Origin of the sequence: Thalassolituus sp. UBA3500, from assembly GCF_002377545.1 — a bacterium.
In the GTDB taxonomy this organism is placed as follows: domain Bacteria; phylum Pseudomonadota; class Gammaproteobacteria; order Pseudomonadales; family Oceanobacteraceae; genus Thalassolituus.
The window spans coordinates 55,415-72,655 of sequence record NZ_DFQB01000025.1 but is presented as its reverse complement, the minus strand read 5'-3'; the positions used below and the strand labels follow the sequence as shown (position 1 = coordinate 72,655).

The following is a 17,241-nucleotide window of genomic DNA, read 5'->3' as shown; positions in this document are numbered from 1 at the left end:
GGTGGAATTGGTAGACACAGGAGATTTAAAATCTCCCGACCTTATGGTCGTGCCGGTTCAATTCCGGCTCCGGGCACCATATCATAGCCCCACACCCTCTACTCAAAGCCATAGCATTCACTACTATGTTTCCAGACTATATTGAACCGGTATTCCGTCCGCCGTCCGAAGGGCGCTCTATGATATTTCAGGTCACGAATGGCTGCTCCTGGAACAACTGCACCTTCTGCGACATGTACACTCAGCCGCAGAAGAAATTTCGTGCCCGCAACGAAGCAGAGGTGCTCGCAGAAATTAAAAATGCGGCAGCGGTAGGCCCGAGATTCGAAAAAGTATTCCTTGCCGACGGCGATGCATTCGTTTTACCAACGAGGCGGCTAGAGACCATTCTCCAGCAGATAAGAGAAAGCCTGCCTTGGGTAAAACGTGTAGGTGCCTACTGCCTGCCCAGAAACATCAGGAAAAAGTCCGCAGACGACCTTAGGCGACTAAAAGAGCTGGGCCTTGGTATCGCTTATGTCGGTGCAGAAAGCGGAGATGATGATGTTTTAACGGCCATATCCAAAGGAGAGACGTATGACTCAACTCTTAACGCTCTGAACAAGCTGAAAGAAGCTGGTATCGCTTCTTCTGTCATGGTTCTCAACGGAATGGGTGGGCGCTCCCTGAGCACCCAGCACGCCATTAATACCGCCAGACTAATGAATGAAGCTCAGCCCGAGTTTCTTTCCACTCTAGTCGTGAGTTACCCACTTGGCCAGGAGCGCGTCGTGCAGGGTTTTACAGAAGCAGGGTTCGACTACGAACTGCCCGATCAACACGAGCTTTTTGTTGAACTCAGAACCTTTATTGATACGCTCGACCTTCGAGATACGGTATTTCGAAGTGACCATGCGTCCAACTATCTTCCCCTTAAAGGAACCCTCGGGGCAGATAAACAGGCTCTACTCTCTCAGCTCGACACAGCCATTAATAGACCAGACTCCATCAGGTTGCGCCAGGAATGGCAAAGAGGATTATAGGGCTCTCTCATGAAGTTAGATGAAATAACCAAAGCGTTCGACCTCGATAAAGTCCAGACCTACCCGATAGATAAGTGGAATCCGCCCCTGTCTGGCGATATTGATATCAGGATCACAAAGGTTGGACGATGGATTCACGAAGGAGGGGAGATTAAGCGCAAGACCCTGGTAAGACTGTTTGCCTCCCTGGTTAAGCAAGAAGGTGATGAGTTCTTTCTCGTTACGCCGGTAGAGAAATGGAAAATCACTGTAGAGGATACCGCTCTGCATGTTATTTCATTGGTAGGGGAGTCAGAGACCGGGGTTGGTGCAGTTCTATCGAATGGCCAGGTGGAGCTTCTGGATGGCGATAGCGAGATTGCACTGACTAAGCTAGATGGGAATGACATTCCAGTTATAACGACTGCGCAAGGGCTGCCTGCACGCTTTTTGAGGTCGGCCTACTACCAGCTACTGGAGATGGGCGAGCTTACAGAGAGCGGCTTCTCGATGCGTTCTGGTCAGAATTTGATTGCCTTTCCTTTGTAAGTGAAGGTAAATGCGTCATATTGTGCCACGTTGATGGCCGGGGCCATGTAAACCCTTGTGTATTGGCTGTAACAAGGTAATTTGCTACTGAGTGTCAGTTGCACAAGTATGGTGCTGGACGTAAACTGATGTAACTACAATAAAAACTTGATGGATCGCCTATCATGAAAAAATCACTACTCGCGGGTTGCATAGCTCTCGCTTCAGCAGGGACTCAGGCTGAACTCTCGCCAATGTCTGAGTTTGAACTGCACAATGTCACCGGTCAGGCTGGTGTAGACATCGAGCTCGACGTTGGTGTGCAAATTGGAGAGATTCGCTACACCGATACCGAGGAGGTCGTTGGCGGCGTCAGCGATGGAGACGGTGGCAGCTTGACTATTTCAGACGTTTACATCGGTGGCGGAGAGAATCGTAGCACTCTCTTTGGCTTTAGCAATCCTGGTAATACTGCCAACCTGAATAATCTGAGATTTAAAATTGACATCGATCAGGACGGCTCTTTGCTTGTTCTCGGTGAGCCCACTTCCGGCGGTGTTGGTGTAGTGGACATCCTCTTGACCACCGGTGAAATAGCGGTCGAAGGTGCAGGCGGTATCAACCGACATGTTCTGGTTGACTCAATCAGCATGTACGGTGGTGCACTCGCCCTTGAGATGCGCGTCGATGGTGCAACTAATGACATCGAGCTCTACACTGCAATCGGCATTGAGGATCTTGATATCGACATGTCGTCTTCTTTCGGAATTGTTATCGAAGACGCAGTTGTTGCAGGTAATGCATATAATGAAAAGCTGGCTGCAAACCGCACGCCCGATGCTAGCGACCGTGTTGCCAAGCTATATGTAAACATGAGCACGGATGTTGCAGATGGTGTGAAGTTTGATTTTGCCTCCCCGTTTGATGATGAGAATGTGATCGACATTCGTATGCCCAGCGTAAGTGTTGGAGGGAGTCAACTGGGCGGCATCGTAATTGATGACCTTCAGTTCCGTGGCGTGTCAATGGTAGTGTCGGGTCACTGAGTCCCGACAATCAGAGCCGCCTTGCGTTTCGAAACGCAAGGGTTAAACAATAAAAAAGGGCCTTTCGGCCCTTTTTTATTGTCTTACATGTTTGGATAGTTAGGACCGCCGCCGCCTTCTGGCGTAACCCAGGTGATGTTCTGGGCAGGATCTTTAATATCGCAGGTCTTACAGTGCACACAGTTCTGAGAATTGATCTGGAAGCGCTGTCCATTCTCATCTTCTACCACTTCATAAACGCCAGCAGGGCAGTAGCGCTGCGCCGGTTCGTTATACTTAGGCAGGTTTTGAGTTAACGGAATGGAAGCGTCGGTCAGCTTCAGGTGGCACGGCTGATCTTCGGCGTGGTTTACGTTACCAACAAAGACAGAGCCGAGCTTATCAAAGCTGAGCTTGCCATCTGGTTTCGGGTAATCGATCTTCTTGCAATCAGCTGCCGGCTTGAGCATTTCATGATCCGCTGTCTTGTCATGCAGCGTAACAGGGATTGGGAAAATGTTCTGATCGATAAAGTTGAATGCAGCACCGCCGAAGGTTCCAAACTTATGCATCGCCGGGCCGAAGTTGCGGCTGCGGTGCAGTTCTTCCCAGGCCCATGAAGCTTCAAATGCAGTGGTGAATTCATTGATTTCGTCATTCGCACGATCAGCCTGAAGGGCTTTAAACATCTCTTCAGCCGCGACCAGACCGCTCTTCATTGCTGTGTGCGTACCTTTGATCTTCGCGAAGTTCAGGGTGCCAGCATCACAACCAATCACCAGGCCGCCCGGGAAGGTCATCTTCGGCAGGCAGTTCAAACCGCCTTTGGCGATTGCGCGTGCGCCGTAAGATACTCGCTTACCACCTTCAAGGTATTGCTTCAGCACAGGGTGGTGCTTCATGCGCTGGAATTCATCGAACGGGCTTACATGCGGATTGCTGTACGACAGATCAGTAATCAGACCGACGACTACCTGGTTGTTTTCAGTGTGATACAGGAAGAAGCCGCCAGTTGAACCTGACTCACTCAATGGCCAGCCAGCACCGTGAAGCACGAGACCTTCCTGGTGTTTGCCAGGATCAATATCCCACAGCTCTTTGATGCCGATGCCGTAGTGCTGAGGGTCTTTGCCTGCATCGAGGTTGAATTTTGCAATCAACTCTTTGCCAAGGTGGCCGCGACAACCTTCTGCAAAGACGGTGTATTTGGCACGCAACTCCATGCCTGGCATGTAGCTGTCTTTTTCCGAGCCATCTTCAGCAACACCCATATCACCTGTAACAACACCCTTGACGACGTCGTCTTCAATGATCAGAGATGCAGCCGGGAAGCCAGGGTAGATCTCCACGCCCAGCGCCTCAGCCTGCTCACCCAGCCAGCGGCACACATTACCGAGAGATACGATGTAGTTTCCATCGTTGTGCATCGGCTTAGGAATCGCCCAGTGTGGAGTTTTGACAGATTTCTCATCGGAAGTAAGGAAGTAAACTTCATCACCTTTGACTGGCGTATTCAGCGGAGCGCCCATCTCTTTCCAGTTCGGAAAGAGTTCAGTCAGTGCGCGATCTTCAATGACCGCACCAGAAAGAATGTGTGCACCAATCTCAGAACCCTTTTCAACCAGGCACACTGAGATTTCCTGGCCTGCTTCTTCTGCCAGTTGTTTGATACGACAAGCTGCCGACAGGCCGGAAGGGCCGCCGCCGACGATGACTACGTCGTATTCCATTACGTCACGTTGCATAGATGATCTCCTCAAATCACGATGGGAGTGCCGCATTCGCGGTCGTTGCTTCACCGGATTGCCCGGTTCGAAAAAATGGTGGCCATTATACGGCGAGAAGGCCATCAGGCAACTTATTTAAAGGAAGAAGTACCGTATTTACTGGCCTGAATCAGTATTGAGAATAGCTCATACTTGACCTCAAGTGTCACAATCCCAATAATGTGGCCCGCTGGAAAGGGTATCGGGCAATGTAATAGCTGCAAAACACCCTTTAATCATCCACTAGAGAATACGAGGAATCTATGAAGGTTCTTGTCGCTGTAAAACGCGTTATCGACTATAACGTCAAGGTACGCGTAAAAGCAGACAACTCTGATGTTGATCTGACAAACGTCAAAATGGCTATGAACCCATTTTGTGAAATCGCCGTAGAAGAAGCCGTTCGCCTCAAAGAGAAGGGCATTGCAACTGAGATTGTTGTAGTTTCAATCGGTCCTAAGGTAGCTCAAGAGCAAATTCGTACTGCTCTGGCGCTGGGTGCTGATCGCGGCATTCTGATCGAAACAGAAGAGAAACTCGAGCCACTGACAGTTGCCAAGCTGCTGAAAGGTGTTGTCGAGAAAGAGCAGCCGCAGATTGTTCTGATGGGTAAGCAAACCATCGACAGCGACAACAACCAGACTGGCCAGATGCTGGGCGCTCTGACCGGCATGCCGCAGGGTACATTTGCTTCTGAAGTTGCCGTTGATGGCGACAAAGTAAACGTTACTCGTGAAATTGACGGTGGTCTGCGTACTGTAGCTCTGAATCTGCCAGCAATCGTTACGACTGACCTGCGCCTGAACGAGCCACGTTACGCGTCACTGCCTAACATCATGAAAGCTAAGCGTAAGCCGCTGGATATTACTACTCCTGCAGACCTGGGTGTTGAAGTTAAATCAACCCTGTCTCTGGTAAAGGTAACTCCACCAGCCGAACGCTCTGCTGGTATCAAAGTCGACAGCGTAGCGACGCTGGTTGATAAACTGAAAAACGACGCGAAAGTGCTCTGAGAGAGGTTGGTGTAATGGCAATTTTAGTAATCGCAGAACACGATAACGCCACTCTGAAAGGCGCTACCCTGAACACTATCACTGCTGCTACCAAAATTGGTGGTGACGTTGAGGTTCTGGTTGCTGGCGCTGGCTGTGGTGCTGCTGCAGAAGCTGCTGCAAAAGTCGCTGGTGTTGCAAAAGTACTCGTAGCAGACAACGCTGCTTACGAATACCAGCTCGCTGAAAACATGGGCGAGCTGGTTGCGGAGCTGGGTAAAGGCTACAGCCACATACTGGCTGCTGCTACTACCACTGGTAAAGACTTCCTGCCACGTGCAGCAGCATTGCTGGACGTAAACATGATCTCTGAAGTGATCGGCATTGAAGGTGAAGACACCTTTGTTCGTCCGATCTATGCGGGTAACGCGATCGCAACCGTTAAGTCTTCTGACAGCATCAAGGTGATGACTGTTCGTGGCACTGCGTTCGATGCAGCCGCAGCAGAAGGCGGCTCAGCAGCTACCGAGTCTGTTGATGTTGCAAAAGACGCAGGCGTTTCTGCGTTCGCAAGCGAAGAGCTGGCCAAGTCTGACCGCCCAGAACTGACCGCGGCAAGCGTGGTTATCTCTGGTGGTCGCGGCATGGGTAACGGCGACAACTTCGAGATGCTGTATAAAGTTGCAGACAAGATCGGCGCAGCTGTCGGCGCATCCCGCGCAGCTGTAGATGCTGGCTTTGTTCCAAACGACATGCAGGTTGGTCAAACCGGTAAGATCGTTGCCCCAGACCTCTACGTTGCTGTAGGTATCTCTGGTGCAATTCAGCACCTTGCCGGTATGAAGGACTCTAAAGTCATTGTTGCTATCAACAAAGACGAAGAAGCTCCTATCTTCCAGGTTGCAGACTACGGTCTGGTTGCTGACCTGTTCGACGCAGTTCCAGAACTGGAATCAGCGCTTTAAGATCACCCCGATCTTAGAAAAAGCCCGGCACTTGCCGGGCTTTTTCGTATTGGCCACATTCAACTGAACAAGTGTCTTGTCATGCTCTTGTCATTTATTTGTAATAGGGTACTTTACATTCCCCTGCTCGGAGAGAGTTGGGCATATATCAACTGACAGATTACATAGGATGTCCCTTTGAAAGTCACCGTCGCTGGCTCCGGTTACGAGTCATTTGTTATCAGCGCCTGTCTCGCCGAAATGGGTAATATCATTACTCACTACTCTCAGACTCCCCCAAGCTCCGTGCACAACATGAGTTTTCATGAGCCCGGACTACCAGCCATGCTGGAAAGCAATACATCAGCGAGACGATTATCTTTTACCGCTGATATTGGGCAGGCGAGTGATTGCGACCTGTGCATACTTGCGCTTGGCCATACCGACGCTGTTGATGAGCAGGCGGTAGCATTTGCAGCTCAGTTCGGTGACGCCCTTAAGACGCCATCCATTCTTGTGAACTCAAGCCCGACGTCGCTGGGAGTTACAGAGAGTATGCTTCAGGCAGCCCAATCTTCAGGAAGTACCGTCAGTATTGTTTGCTACCCGGTCTTCCTCAAAGAAGGTGAGGGTGTTGAAGATTTCATGCGCCCGGATCGTATCATTCTTGGCACTGAAAACTATGAAGTTCGCTCCACGATGGTCTCATTGCTGAGGCCATTCAGCCGCCAGAAAGACCGGGTTACCCCAATGAGTGTCCGGGATGCTGAGCTGACGCGCCTCGCTGCAAGTGCGATGTTAGCCACCCGTATTTCACTGATGAATGAAATTGCGGCAATTGCAGAATCATTTGGAGCCGATATTGAGGCGGTACGCAGTGGTATTGGTGCAGACTCACGGATTGGCTATTCTTATCTTTACCCTGGTGTAGGCTACGGTGGTGTTTGCCTGCCAGGGGATATCAAAGAGCTTATCAATGAAGCAAGCGCAAAGAACATCGAACCAGTGCTCTTGAATGCCGTCCTGCAGCGAAACAGCATGCAACAGAATTGGGCGATGTCGTCATTGACTGATTGCCTTGGCGACCTTCGTGGCAAGCAGATCGCCATATGGGGGCTCGCATTCCGGCCAGAGACGGCCGATGTATCGGGATCGGCTGCCATTGTATTGATTCGTCAACTGCTGGATGCTGGCGCCACCATCGCGGCGTATGATCCTATGGCTATGGAGTCGGCGAGCCAGGCGCTCGGCAATCAACCGGGAGTCACTTTCTGCAATCATCAATATGACGCTCTGACGGAGTCAGATGCGCTGGTATTGATGACTGAGTGGAAGCCGTTTCGTCAGCCAGATTTTAATGCGATAGGGAAGCTCCTTAAGCAACAGGTTATCATTGATGGCCGAAACCAATATGATGCAGCAGCATTAAAACAAGCCGGCTTTACTTATCGCGGTGTTGGTCGCGGTAACAGAGAATAATTAGAGACATGACTGCAGTGCCAGAAGAAACACAAACGGATCAGGGCCAGACTGTATCGGGCGGCAGCCTGGCAGTTCGCTTACCTTTCAGTTTTGCGAAGCGCTATGGCGTATTAGTTGACGCCAGTAGTGACAATATCAACGTACTTCATAAAGAAGGCCTGAACCCCCAAGCGCTTATGGAAGTGCAACGCCATCTGGGCCGTCCGTATAATCTTGAAGCCATCCCTGATGACGAGTTCGATCGTCGCTTAGGGCTTGCGTATCAAAGTGATTCATCTGAGGCCATGGAAATGGTAGAAGGCCTGGGCGATGACATGGACCTTGCCAGTCTTGCCGACTCAGTGCCCGAGACCGAAGATCTGCTTGAACAGGAAGGCGACGCACCGATCAAACGCCTGATCAACGCATTGCTCACCGAAGCAGTGAAAGAAAGTGCTTCTGATATTCACGTTGAAACCTATGAGAAGCGCCTTGTGGTGCGTTTTCGGGTGGATGGCGTATTGCGAGAGGTTGTTCAGCCTAAGAGGGCACTTGCGGCATTACTGGTCTCACGCATTAAAGTGATGGCCAAACTGGATATTGCCGAAAAACGTGTTCCTCAGGATGGTCGCATCGCACTTCGCATCGGCGGAAGGGAAGTGGATGTACGTGTTTCTACGATGCCTTCAAGCCACGGCGAACGCGTGGTTATGCGTTTGTTGGATAAACAGGCAGGCCGACTTAGTCTTGGCCAGCTAGGCATGTCATCTCGTGATCTGCAGACGATGCGCAACATTATCAGTAAGCCACACGGCATCATTCTGGTGACCGGCCCTACAGGGTCAGGTAAAACCACGACGCTATATGGTGCGTTGAGTGATCTGAACGATACCAGCCGCAACATTCTTACGGTTGAAGACCCAGTCGAATATAGTCTTCCGGGTATAGGTCAGACTCAGGTCAACCTTAAGGCAGACATGACCTTCGCCAAGGGCTTGCGAGCGATACTCCGCCAGGACCCCGACGTGGTTATGATCGGTGAAATCCGTGACCTTGAAACGGTAGAAATTGCCATTCAGGCTTCTCTGACAGGGCATCTTGTACTATCAACCCTACACACGAATACCGCAGTTGGTGCAATTACACGATTGCAGGATATGGGCGTAGAGCCTTTTCTCTTGTCATCATCCGTTATTGGTGTGATCGCCCAGCGCCTCGTTCGCGTCTTGTGTACCGACTGTAAAGTCCCTGCCAAGGCGGATTCTGCAGAGTGTGAATTGTTGGGAATCTCTGAGTCAGAGGCGCCCGTGATTTACCATGCGAAAGGCTGCGACAAGTGCAACCAACTGGGCTATCGCGGCCGTCAGGGTATTTACGAAATTATTGAAGTGGATGAAGGCATGAAGACCCGCATTCACGATCAAGTCGGCGAACAGGAGCTAGAAGCTCATGCGCGTCGTCTTGGGCCAAGTATTCGTCAGGATGGTATTCGCAAAGTTCTGGGTGGCCACACCACCATAGAAGAACTGTTGCGAGTAGCGAAAGGTTAATGCATGGCAGCGTTTGAATATCAGGCCCTGGACCTTAAAGGGCGTCAGAAGAAAGGCGTTCTCGAAGGAGATAGCGCCCGTCAGATTCGTCAACAGCTGCGCGAGAAGGGCTGGATGCCGCTCGAGGTGTCACCGACAACGGAAAGACAAGCAAGTGCCGGATTCAGCTTATTTAATCGCGGCCCATCGCTGTCTGTTTCAGATCGTGCACTGCTTACGCGGCAACTGGCCACCCTCATCGGGGCAGGGTTGCCGATTGATGAGTCACTGAAAGCTCTGGCAGATCAGACTGAGCGCCAGAAAACTAAGGCAATGGTACTTGCCATCAGAGCCAAAGTACTGGAAGGCTACACTCTGGCGAAAGCCCTTGAAGAATACCCACGAGCCTTCCCTTTGTTATTCCGATCAACCGTCAGTGCAGGGGAGCACTCAGGAAATCTTGCACCGGTTCTGATTCGTCTTGCAGATTACTCTGAACGTTCACACGAGTCTGCGCAAAATATCCGCAATGCGGCTATTTACCCGGTCCTCCTGACATTTGTGGCGACGGCTTTGGTTATCGGCCTGCTGACCTATGTTGTTCCGGATATCGTCGAGGTGTTCGTAAAAAATGGGCAGAAACTCCCCGGACTGACTCAAGCCATGCTGGATGCCAGTTACTTCCTGAGCAACTACGGCATCTACCTGGCTGCAGTTGTTGTTTTGGCGCTGGTGACATTTGCGCAGCTGATGCGGCAGGAGAGCTTTAAAAGCAAAGTCCATCACCTTGTACTTAAAACCCCTTTTATCGGTCGCTTTGTTCGTGATGTGAATACGGCGCGCTTTGGCAGCACCCTGGCCATTCTGACCAGCAGTGGCCTGCCTCTGGTTGAAGCAATGCGTATTGCCAGCGACGTCGTGCTGAACCTGCCTATCAACCGTTCTCTGAGCGGAGCAACGGCGCGAGTTAGTGAAGGGGGAAGCCTGCATAAATCACTTCAGGAAACACGCTACTTCTCACCCATTATGCTGCACATGATTGCCAGCGGTGAAAGCAGTGGCGAACTGGACAGCATGCTTGCTCGTACGGCAGAACAGCAGGAAAAGGCTCTGGAAAGCACGGTGTCAGGCCTGGTATCTATCTTTGAGCCCATCATGCTTTTGTTTATGGGCGGCGTCGTAGCGCTTATTGTCGCTGCGATCATGCTACCAATTCTCGAACTACAACAAATGGTGCAATAGGAGCTAATTCATGCGTCAGTCTTTAGGTAAGAAACAAAACCAGCGTGGTTTCACACTCATTGAAGTTATGGTCGTTATCGCAATTATTGGCGGCATCCTCGCCATGGTAGCCACCAATATCATCGGCTCAGCGGATCAGGCTCGCGTGGATACAACGAAGAATCAGATCAAGTTGATTGAAGGTGCACTGGATATGTACAAGCTGCACAACTTCCGCTACCCGACCACTGAGCAGGGCCTGGAAGCGCTGGTACAGAAGCCTTCTTCATCACCAGAGCCTAAAAACTATCAGAACGGTGGCTATCTGAAGGGCGGCAAGATGCCTGTCGACGCGTGGGATAACGAATTCCTGTACTTCGAAGATAAAGGCAAATACGAAATCATTTCACTCGGTTCCGATCAGGCCGAGGGTGGTGAAGGCGACGCGGCTGACATCAGCAATCTGGATATCTGATCAGCATGAAGCAGCGCGGTTTTACACTGGTTGAAGTTATGGTGGTGCTGGTCATTGTTGGCCTGCTTCTCTCCATGGTGAACCTCAATTTCAGTGACCGCGCAGCTCAACAGGAGGCTGAGCAGTTCGCTCAGAAGCTCGACGTCGCGTTCAACAGATACCGCGAAGAGGCCGTATTTCAGAACCTCGACCTCGGTGTCGCCTGGATACCCGGCGAGCTTAATCTGGTCGGTTTCTACGACCTCAGGCAAAAGAGCGTGGCTGAGGGTTTGACCGAAGAAGAGCTGTCACGGCTTTCCGAGAACCCCTGGGCGCCGATAGATGCTGCCCTGGCACAATCAATGGTCATTCCTGAAACGCTCGATATTCGCATTCTTGTTAACGATGATGAGCTTGAGCCGCCAGAAGAACCTGACGAAAACGGTGCTGTCCCGGCGTTGATATTCCTGTCGTCGGATGAATACATTCCGTTTGTTGTCGAGTTGACCCACCCTGACGATGAAAGCTTCGTTATTCGCCTCATCGGCGACGGCATAGGCCCAGTCAGACGACGTCTGGAGCGCCTCGATGTCTGACAGACAAAGATTACGTACCAGTCAGGCAGGGTTTACTCTTCTCGAAGTGATGGTTGCCGTCGCAATATTTGCTGGCATCGCCATTACCATTTCCGATACCGCGAGCATGCGGGTTAACAACCTGCTCACCATGCGCACGATGACGATGGCCTCATTTGTCGCAGAAAACCGCCTCACAGACATCAGACTGACGGGTATACCACCGCAGCCCGGTGAGACTAACGATATTGTCGAAATGGCAGGTCAGGAATGGCACCTGCTGACCGAGGTGACAAAGACGCAATTCCCGGGCCTCGTTCGTATTGATGTCGCGGTAGCCCCCGAAATTACACCTGACAACCCGGTCATTAACTTATCGACGATCATGGGGCCCAATTGATGATCGCTCGTGGATTTACTCTACTTGAAGTGCTCGTTGCGGTTGCCATTTCTGCCACCGTAGGCATCGCCGCCGTTCAGTTACTCAGCAATATCTCTGGAGTAAACAAAGCATCCATTGATAAAGCCGATGATCTGGCCGCATTGCAGCGCCTGAATCAGGTGATGGGGCGGGATCTTGCACAGTATATAAATCGTCCTGTGCGTGACGAGTACGGGGATACTATTCCGGCGCTCATGATCGGCTCGGGCGATTACCCGGTTGAACTTACGATTGCTGGCTGGAGAAATAACCCAGTCACCGAGGATCCACGATCAACCTTGCAACGCATCGCTTACAGAACGGAAGATATATTCTCGGAGGCGTGCGAGCCTGCTCTTGAACGTATTGCCTATGAGCAGGGACTCGATCCTGATGATGCAGACGTTGAAGGAGAATGCCTGGTTCGTTATTACTGGAAAGTTCTGGATCGCGGAGACGTATCAGACCCTCTCGCTCAGGTGGTCTATGACTTGATTGAAGAGGTTCGCTTTGAGGCGGTGGTATCGACACCTTCAACTACCGACATTCCGGAGCTTAATGCCGTTGATTACTGGCCTCCCGTCACTGACGTAGAAGGCGCTCGCATCGCTGCGATTAAGGTGTTTTATACGGCGCCAGGATACGGGGAAATAATGCGACAGTGGCCGGTTAGCAATGAATAAGCTCTCTAGACCTCATTCATCGCAGGGCGGGATGGTCCTGTTGATGGTTTTGCTGATATTTTCGGTTGTCGCTATTCTTGCAACCTCAATGATTGAACGTCAGGCCATTGATATTGAGCGTTCTCAGACCCTTTTTACGCAGCAGCAAGCCCGGCTTTACGCACTTGGGGCTGAATCGGCAACGCGCACAGGTCTTTTCATGGATTGGGAGGCCGATAGCGGAATTGACCACGCAGCCGAAGAGTGGAACATTGAAAGGACGTTTCCGCTCGATCCCGGTGTAATCACTATACGGATACAGGATGCACAGGGACGGTTTAACCTCAACAGTCTTCTGCCAGGCGGCAATGCCACTGTTTATGAACAGCGCTTCCGTAATCTGCTGAGCTTGCTGGGGATTGAGGTAAACATCGCCAGCGACTGGGCCAAATGGCTAAATCAGGAAAGCAACGTCGACAGCAAGTACCTGTCGATGGACCCCGGCTACAGGCCCGCTTACCAGGCCTGCAGCCACAGCAGTGAGCTAATGCTTATTGAGGGCGTTGATCTGGATGTCTACGCCAAGCTCGAACCCTATATAACCTGCTTGCCCGCAGCCGTTCAGTTGAACGTAAACACGGCACCGGATTTCGTACTTGCAGCACTCGACAGCAGACTGACGCTGACCGATGCAGAACAGATCATCGCTGGGCGAGGCGGTGAGGGTTATCGTACTGTTCAGGATTTTCTGGGCTCCGCTCCGATAAGCAACCTCAGGACAGAGGCACCCGGAGATGACGAATCCGGCAGGGCAGAGACTGTAACGCCGATGGCGGAAACTGACTTTTCGGTGACGACTGAATACTTTGAAATGTTCGCACGTATTGATCTTAACGGCCGGATAGGTACTGTAGAAGCTTTGATACGGCGAAATATAGCCGATGGTAAGATGGACACCATCAGAAGAGACTTTTCCCGCCGGGCTGCACGTGAAGCCTGGTGATAAGCACGTGTAAGAGTAACCAATGAATAGTAAAAATAACCGGGTTGAATGGGTTGCAGATCAAGGGGTCTGGCTTATTTCGGAAGCCGCAGGTAATCCACCACGTAATTTAGAGGACTGGGCTGAAGAACAAGCCGACTTGGGTAATGTCTCTCTGGTGCTTTCCGCAACCAACTACGCAACACACTGGGTCTCTTTGCCGGGTGTGAAAGGCCGCCACCTTAATCGGGCATTACCCTTTGCGCTCGAAGATGTCCTTATCCGAGATATCAGTGACTACACCGTTATCCCGGGTGGAAGCCTGGGTGGGAAGCACAAAGCGTACGTTGTGGAATCTGATCTGATTGACCGGCTGATTGAATTGCTTGCTATCCACCATCTTCGCCTGAGTTCGTTGCAACCAGAAACGGCGGGATACGCAGGCAATCAGATGTTGCGTGCGAATGATGGCTGGGTCGTCAGCCTCCAGGGTGTATTTGAAGGTTGGGTTCCAGACTCAGCACTGCCAGCAGTGCTCGATGGCGTAGGAGACAAGGTCGCTGGCGCCGCGCTGTCCATCAGTGCGTCGTCAATGGATGAAGGTAATCTTCTGAAGACTACGATCTCGAGCGGCTACCCAGATTCTTTCGATAGCATAATGGTCAGTACTGGAAAGTCCGAACCAGGAGACTCGACAGTTTCTCTTCTCCAAGGCAAAGCAGCCAATGTAGGCAGGGAGAAAAAACCGGCTCCTTGGTGGACCGGAATCGCCAGCTTTGCAGCGATATTTGCAGTGTTCGCCTGTGCGTTTCTTATCGTGGAAAATCATCGCACTTCTGAGCAAATTGAAATGGTCTCCAGCAGCAGCAAAGACCTCTATAAGCGATGGTTCCCGGGTGAGTCGACTAGCAATTACGAATCAAGGTTCAGACGCAAGCTTCGCAGCGGTGGCGATACAGCAGACAGCGCTGGGTTTGATAGTCTGATGGGTAGCGTTTCTGCGGCCTGGGCCGGACTGGACCAGAGCAAAGGCGCCGTTTCCATTCAGAGTATCCGGTACTCTGAGCGCATAGGTGAATTTCTTATAGATGTCGACGCGCAACAGCAGTCTGATCTTCAGGCGCTCAAGGCTGCCATCGAAGCCCGGGGGCTGACCGCAGAGATATCATCAGCGAAAGCTGATAAAGATGTTGTCAAAGGACGCCTGAAGGTAGGAGGAGCGGCATGAAGGCTGTCGATAAATTGCGCTCAGCGCTCGAAACCGACCCGCGTATTCAGCAAGCGAAAGACTGGTATCAATCACAGACCCCGCGAGATCAACTCATAGTTCGCGGTGTAGCGATACTACTGGCGATCAGCCTCGCATTTTTGGTGTTGGTACTGCCTTTGATTCAACAGAATTCTGAACTCAACACGACATTGAATGCCAAGGTGGGCTTTTATAACACCATGGCTGACAATGCCGATCGTTTCGCTCAGGGTGGCGGTGCCAGTGCGGGTGCGTCCAATACGCCGCTGCTAGCGCTGGTCAGCCAGCAGGCTCGTAAAAGCGGTGTTACTTTGACCCGATACGAGCAGGACGGAGACTCTCTCAGAGTCTGGGTTGATGGTGTCGCCTTTGATGACGCAATCTCCTGGATGGAGGCGCTTGGACGCCAGTTCGGTGTCAGGGCAACTCAGGTCAACATTGACCGGATAAACGATGCTGGCCGGGTAAATATTCGCGCTACTTTTTCTAAATAATACGGTTGGCAGCATCAAAGTATTTCAATAGGGGTGTAGATCATGTCTGAACAATATGACCTGGTGGTTATCGGTGCAGGTTCCGGGGGCGTTCGGGCAAGCCGTATGGCAGCTGCAACAGGTGCGAAAGTGGCAGTCATCGAGGATATGTTTCTGGGTGGTACATGTGTAAACGTTGGCTGTGTCCCCAAAAAGCTATTCGTATACGCCAGTCAGTTCAAAGGCCATATTGAGCACTCGAGTGGTTTTGGTGTTGATGCAAGTTTCAATGGCTTTAACTGGCCCAGACTGAAAGAGAATAAAGATAACGAAATCAATCGTTTAAATGGTATTTATAAAAATATTCTCGAAGGTCCAGGCGTTGAAATCATCCGTGGTAGAGGCACTGTAGCAGGCCCGGGCAAAGTCGAGGTTAACGGTGAAATTCTTGAAGCAAAAAGAATTCTGATCGCAACAGGTGGATGGCCTTTCAAGCCCGATATTCCAGGTGGTGAGCTTGCCCTCGATTCCAATGACGTGTTCGCCATGGAAGCGCTGCCGAAGAGAATTGTCGTCGTCGGCGGTGGCTATATTGCTGTTGAATTCGCAGGCATTTTTAATGGGCTGGGCTGCGACACTCAATTACTGCACCGGGGCGACCAGATACTTCGGGGTTTTGACAATGAGGTCAGGCGCTTTGTCACTCAGGAAGTCACCAAGGCTGGGGTAAAAATCCGCACCCAGACGGATGTAGAAAGAATCGAAAAAGATGGTGATGAAAAAATCTGCCATCTCTCTGACGGCTCTACACTGCGTTGCGATATGGTGATGATGGCGACTGGTCGCCAGGCAAAGACTGCAGGGCTTGGTCTGGAAGAGGCCGGCGTCGAGCTTCGTAAAAACGGCAGCATCATTGCCAATGAACGATTCGAAACAAGCGTCCCCGGCATTTATGCTCTTGGTGATGTCATTGATACCCCAGCATTGACGCCAGTTGCTCTCGAGCAGGGCATGGTATTTGTCGATCAGCAGTTCGGCGAAGGTAAGCGCACGTTGAACTACGAGCTCATTCCAACAGCCGTTTTCTGCCAACCCAACATCGGAACGGTAGGCATCTCGGAGGAAGAAGCCGGGGAACGCTTCGCCGGAGATGTTGATGTTTACACGTCAGAATTCCGCGCTTTGAAGCATACCCTCAGTGGATCTTCTGAACGCACACTGATGAAGCTCATAGTGAGAAGGTCAGATGATCTGGTGCTTGGTGCGCACATGGTGGGTGACGAGGCAGGTGAAATCATACAGGGAATCGCGATTGCGATGCAGGCTGGCGCAACTAAATCTCAGTTTGACGCCACCCTGGGAATACACCCCACAGGTGCTGAAGAATTTGTCACGATGAGATCCGTCAGTCGCGAACTGTAGTGCACACTTGCGGGGCGGTCGGGGACGGCTTGGCAGCAGCCCCGGATACGCACCGAAGTGCGCATAAAAGCCCCCAGCAAGTGAGGGCACTGGTTATTGATCGGGGAAGTGGCTCAGCACAGTTATCCGCAAAAAACCAACCTCACACTATCGAGGATAAGCTGGGAGCCCTTGATCGCTTCAAGCACGCTATCGCGCTCTGATTCCAGCGCAGCAACTTCTGAGCCCGACACTGCGCCATTGCCTTTCGAGAGCGCCTTAAGTCGATCAATTCTGACCTCATACGCCTCCTCAGCTTTGCCTGATGCACGATCTACCATTTTGCCTAACTGGCCCATGCCCATTTTTTCCAACTTACTGATCAGTGGCCGCACCTGAGCTTCTTTTTGCTCGACCAGCCCACGAGCTGTGCCGCGTTTAAGGGGCAGTACGAACTGACCGAGGTCGGGCTCGTTAACCTTAAGATCACCCGTTGGCGTCATTGTCAGGTGCATCGCGTCAGGCGGAAGGAATCGTTCAATCTGCAAGGCGCGGGC

At 51.5% G+C, this 17,241-nt stretch carries 17 protein-coding genes and 1 pseudogene; 16 read left to right on the top strand and 2 right to left on the bottom strand.

Translation table 11 applies throughout. The annotated features are described in order from the left end of the window. The first annotated feature begins 125 nt into the window (after positions 1-125). From B2R29_RS06395 to B2R29_RS06385, 3 genes are all read left to right on the top strand, one after another. A complete protein-coding gene (locus B2R29_RS06395) occupies positions 126-1,022 on the top strand; it encodes a radical SAM protein (RefSeq protein WP_301180287.1) in 897 nt (298 codons plus the stop codon). A 9-nt stretch (positions 1,023-1,031) separates the two neighbouring features. Beyond that, positions 1,032-1,550 (top strand): DUF1285 domain-containing protein, encoded by a 519-nt coding sequence (locus tag B2R29_RS06390; protein WP_301180286.1) that lies wholly within the window; start codon positions 1,032-1,034, stop codon positions 1,548-1,550. 164 nt (positions 1,551-1,714) lie between these two features. Next, on the top strand, positions 1,715-2,575 hold the full coding sequence (locus B2R29_RS06385) for a DUF6160 family protein (RefSeq protein WP_301180285.1): 861 nt from the start codon (positions 1,715-1,717) through the stop codon (positions 2,573-2,575). 83 nt (positions 2,576-2,658) lie between these two features. On the opposite strand, the gene B2R29_RS06380 is transcribed toward B2R29_RS06385, so the two are convergent. After that, positions 2,659-4,299: an electron transfer flavoprotein-ubiquinone oxidoreductase gene (locus tag B2R29_RS06380; protein WP_301180284.1), complete on the bottom strand. Its 1,641-nt coding sequence runs from the start codon at positions 4,297-4,299 to the stop codon at positions 2,659-2,661. Positions 4,300-4,583: 284 nt separating this feature from the next. On the opposite strand from B2R29_RS06380, the gene B2R29_RS06375 reads away from it, so the two are divergent. From B2R29_RS06375 to gorA, 13 genes are all read left to right on the top strand, one after another. Further along, complete coding sequence (locus B2R29_RS06375) at positions 4,584-5,333, top strand: electron transfer flavoprotein subunit beta/FixA family protein (protein WP_301180283.1); 750 nt, start codon at positions 4,584-4,586, stop codon at positions 5,331-5,333. Positions 5,334-5,347: 14 nt separating this feature from the next. After that, positions 5,348-6,277: an FAD-binding protein gene (locus B2R29_RS06370; protein WP_301180282.1), complete on the top strand. Its 930-nt coding sequence runs from the start codon at positions 5,348-5,350 to the stop codon at positions 6,275-6,277. Positions 6,278-6,454: 177 nt separating this feature from the next. Continuing rightward, positions 6,455-7,735: a UDP-glucose dehydrogenase family protein gene (locus B2R29_RS06365; protein WP_301180281.1), complete on the top strand. Its 1,281-nt coding sequence runs from the start codon at positions 6,455-6,457 to the stop codon at positions 7,733-7,735. A gap of 8 nt (positions 7,736-7,743) precedes the next feature. After that, positions 7,744-9,267 carry a type II secretion system ATPase GspE gene (gene gspE / locus B2R29_RS06360; RefSeq protein ID WP_301180280.1) on the top strand — a complete coding sequence of 508 codons (1,524 nt, stop codon included), beginning with the start codon at positions 7,744-7,746 and terminating at the stop codon, positions 9,265-9,267. Between the two features lie 3 nt (positions 9,268-9,270). Further along, entirely contained in the window at positions 9,271-10,488 is a 1,218-nt protein-coding gene (gene gspF / locus B2R29_RS06355; RefSeq protein ID WP_301180279.1) for a type II secretion system inner membrane protein GspF, read from the top strand. A 10-nt stretch (positions 10,489-10,498) separates the two neighbouring features. Next, positions 10,499-10,942, top strand: coding sequence for a type II secretion system major pseudopilin GspG (gspG, locus tag B2R29_RS06350; RefSeq protein WP_301180278.1), 444 nt, complete (start codon positions 10,499-10,501; stop codon positions 10,940-10,942). Positions 10,943-10,947: 5 nt separating this feature from the next. Then, complete coding sequence (gene gspH, locus B2R29_RS06345; protein ID WP_301180277.1) at positions 10,948-11,517, top strand: type II secretion system minor pseudopilin GspH; 570 nt, start codon at positions 10,948-10,950, stop codon at positions 11,515-11,517. Continuing rightward, positions 11,510-11,896 carry a type II secretion system minor pseudopilin GspI gene (gspI, locus tag B2R29_RS06340; RefSeq protein WP_301180276.1) on the top strand — a complete coding sequence of 129 codons (387 nt, stop codon included), beginning with the start codon at positions 11,510-11,512 and terminating at the stop codon, positions 11,894-11,896. Before gspH ends, gspI begins: the two co-directional genes overlap by 8 nt. Further along, complete coding sequence (gene gspJ / locus B2R29_RS06335; RefSeq protein WP_301180275.1) at positions 11,896-12,600, top strand: type II secretion system minor pseudopilin GspJ; 705 nt, start codon at positions 11,896-11,898, stop codon at positions 12,598-12,600. Before gspI ends, gspJ begins: the two co-directional genes overlap by 1 nt. After that, positions 12,593-13,582 carry a type II secretion system minor pseudopilin GspK gene (gspK, locus tag B2R29_RS06330; RefSeq protein ID WP_301180274.1) on the top strand — a complete coding sequence of 330 codons (990 nt, stop codon included), beginning with the start codon at positions 12,593-12,595 and terminating at the stop codon, positions 13,580-13,582. Before gspJ ends, gspK begins: the two co-directional genes overlap by 8 nt. Before the next feature lie 22 nt (positions 13,583-13,604). Next, positions 13,605-14,789, top strand: coding sequence for a type II secretion system protein GspL (gene gspL, locus B2R29_RS06325; RefSeq protein ID WP_301180273.1), 1,185 nt, complete (start codon positions 13,605-13,607; stop codon positions 14,787-14,789). Continuing rightward, positions 14,786-15,304: a type II secretion system protein M gene (locus B2R29_RS06320; RefSeq protein ID WP_301180272.1), complete on the top strand. Its 519-nt coding sequence runs from the start codon at positions 14,786-14,788 to the stop codon at positions 15,302-15,304. Before gspL ends, B2R29_RS06320 begins: the two co-directional genes overlap by 4 nt. Before the next feature lie 42 nt (positions 15,305-15,346). Continuing rightward, entirely contained in the window at positions 15,347-16,705 is a 1,359-nt protein-coding gene (gene gorA / locus B2R29_RS06315; RefSeq protein WP_301180271.1) for a glutathione-disulfide reductase, read from the top strand. 122 nt (positions 16,706-16,827) lie between these two features. Here the strand turns inward: gorA and B2R29_RS06310 are convergent. Then, a pseudogene (locus B2R29_RS06310) lies at positions 16,828-17,241 on the bottom strand (hypothetical protein); the annotation flags it as partial.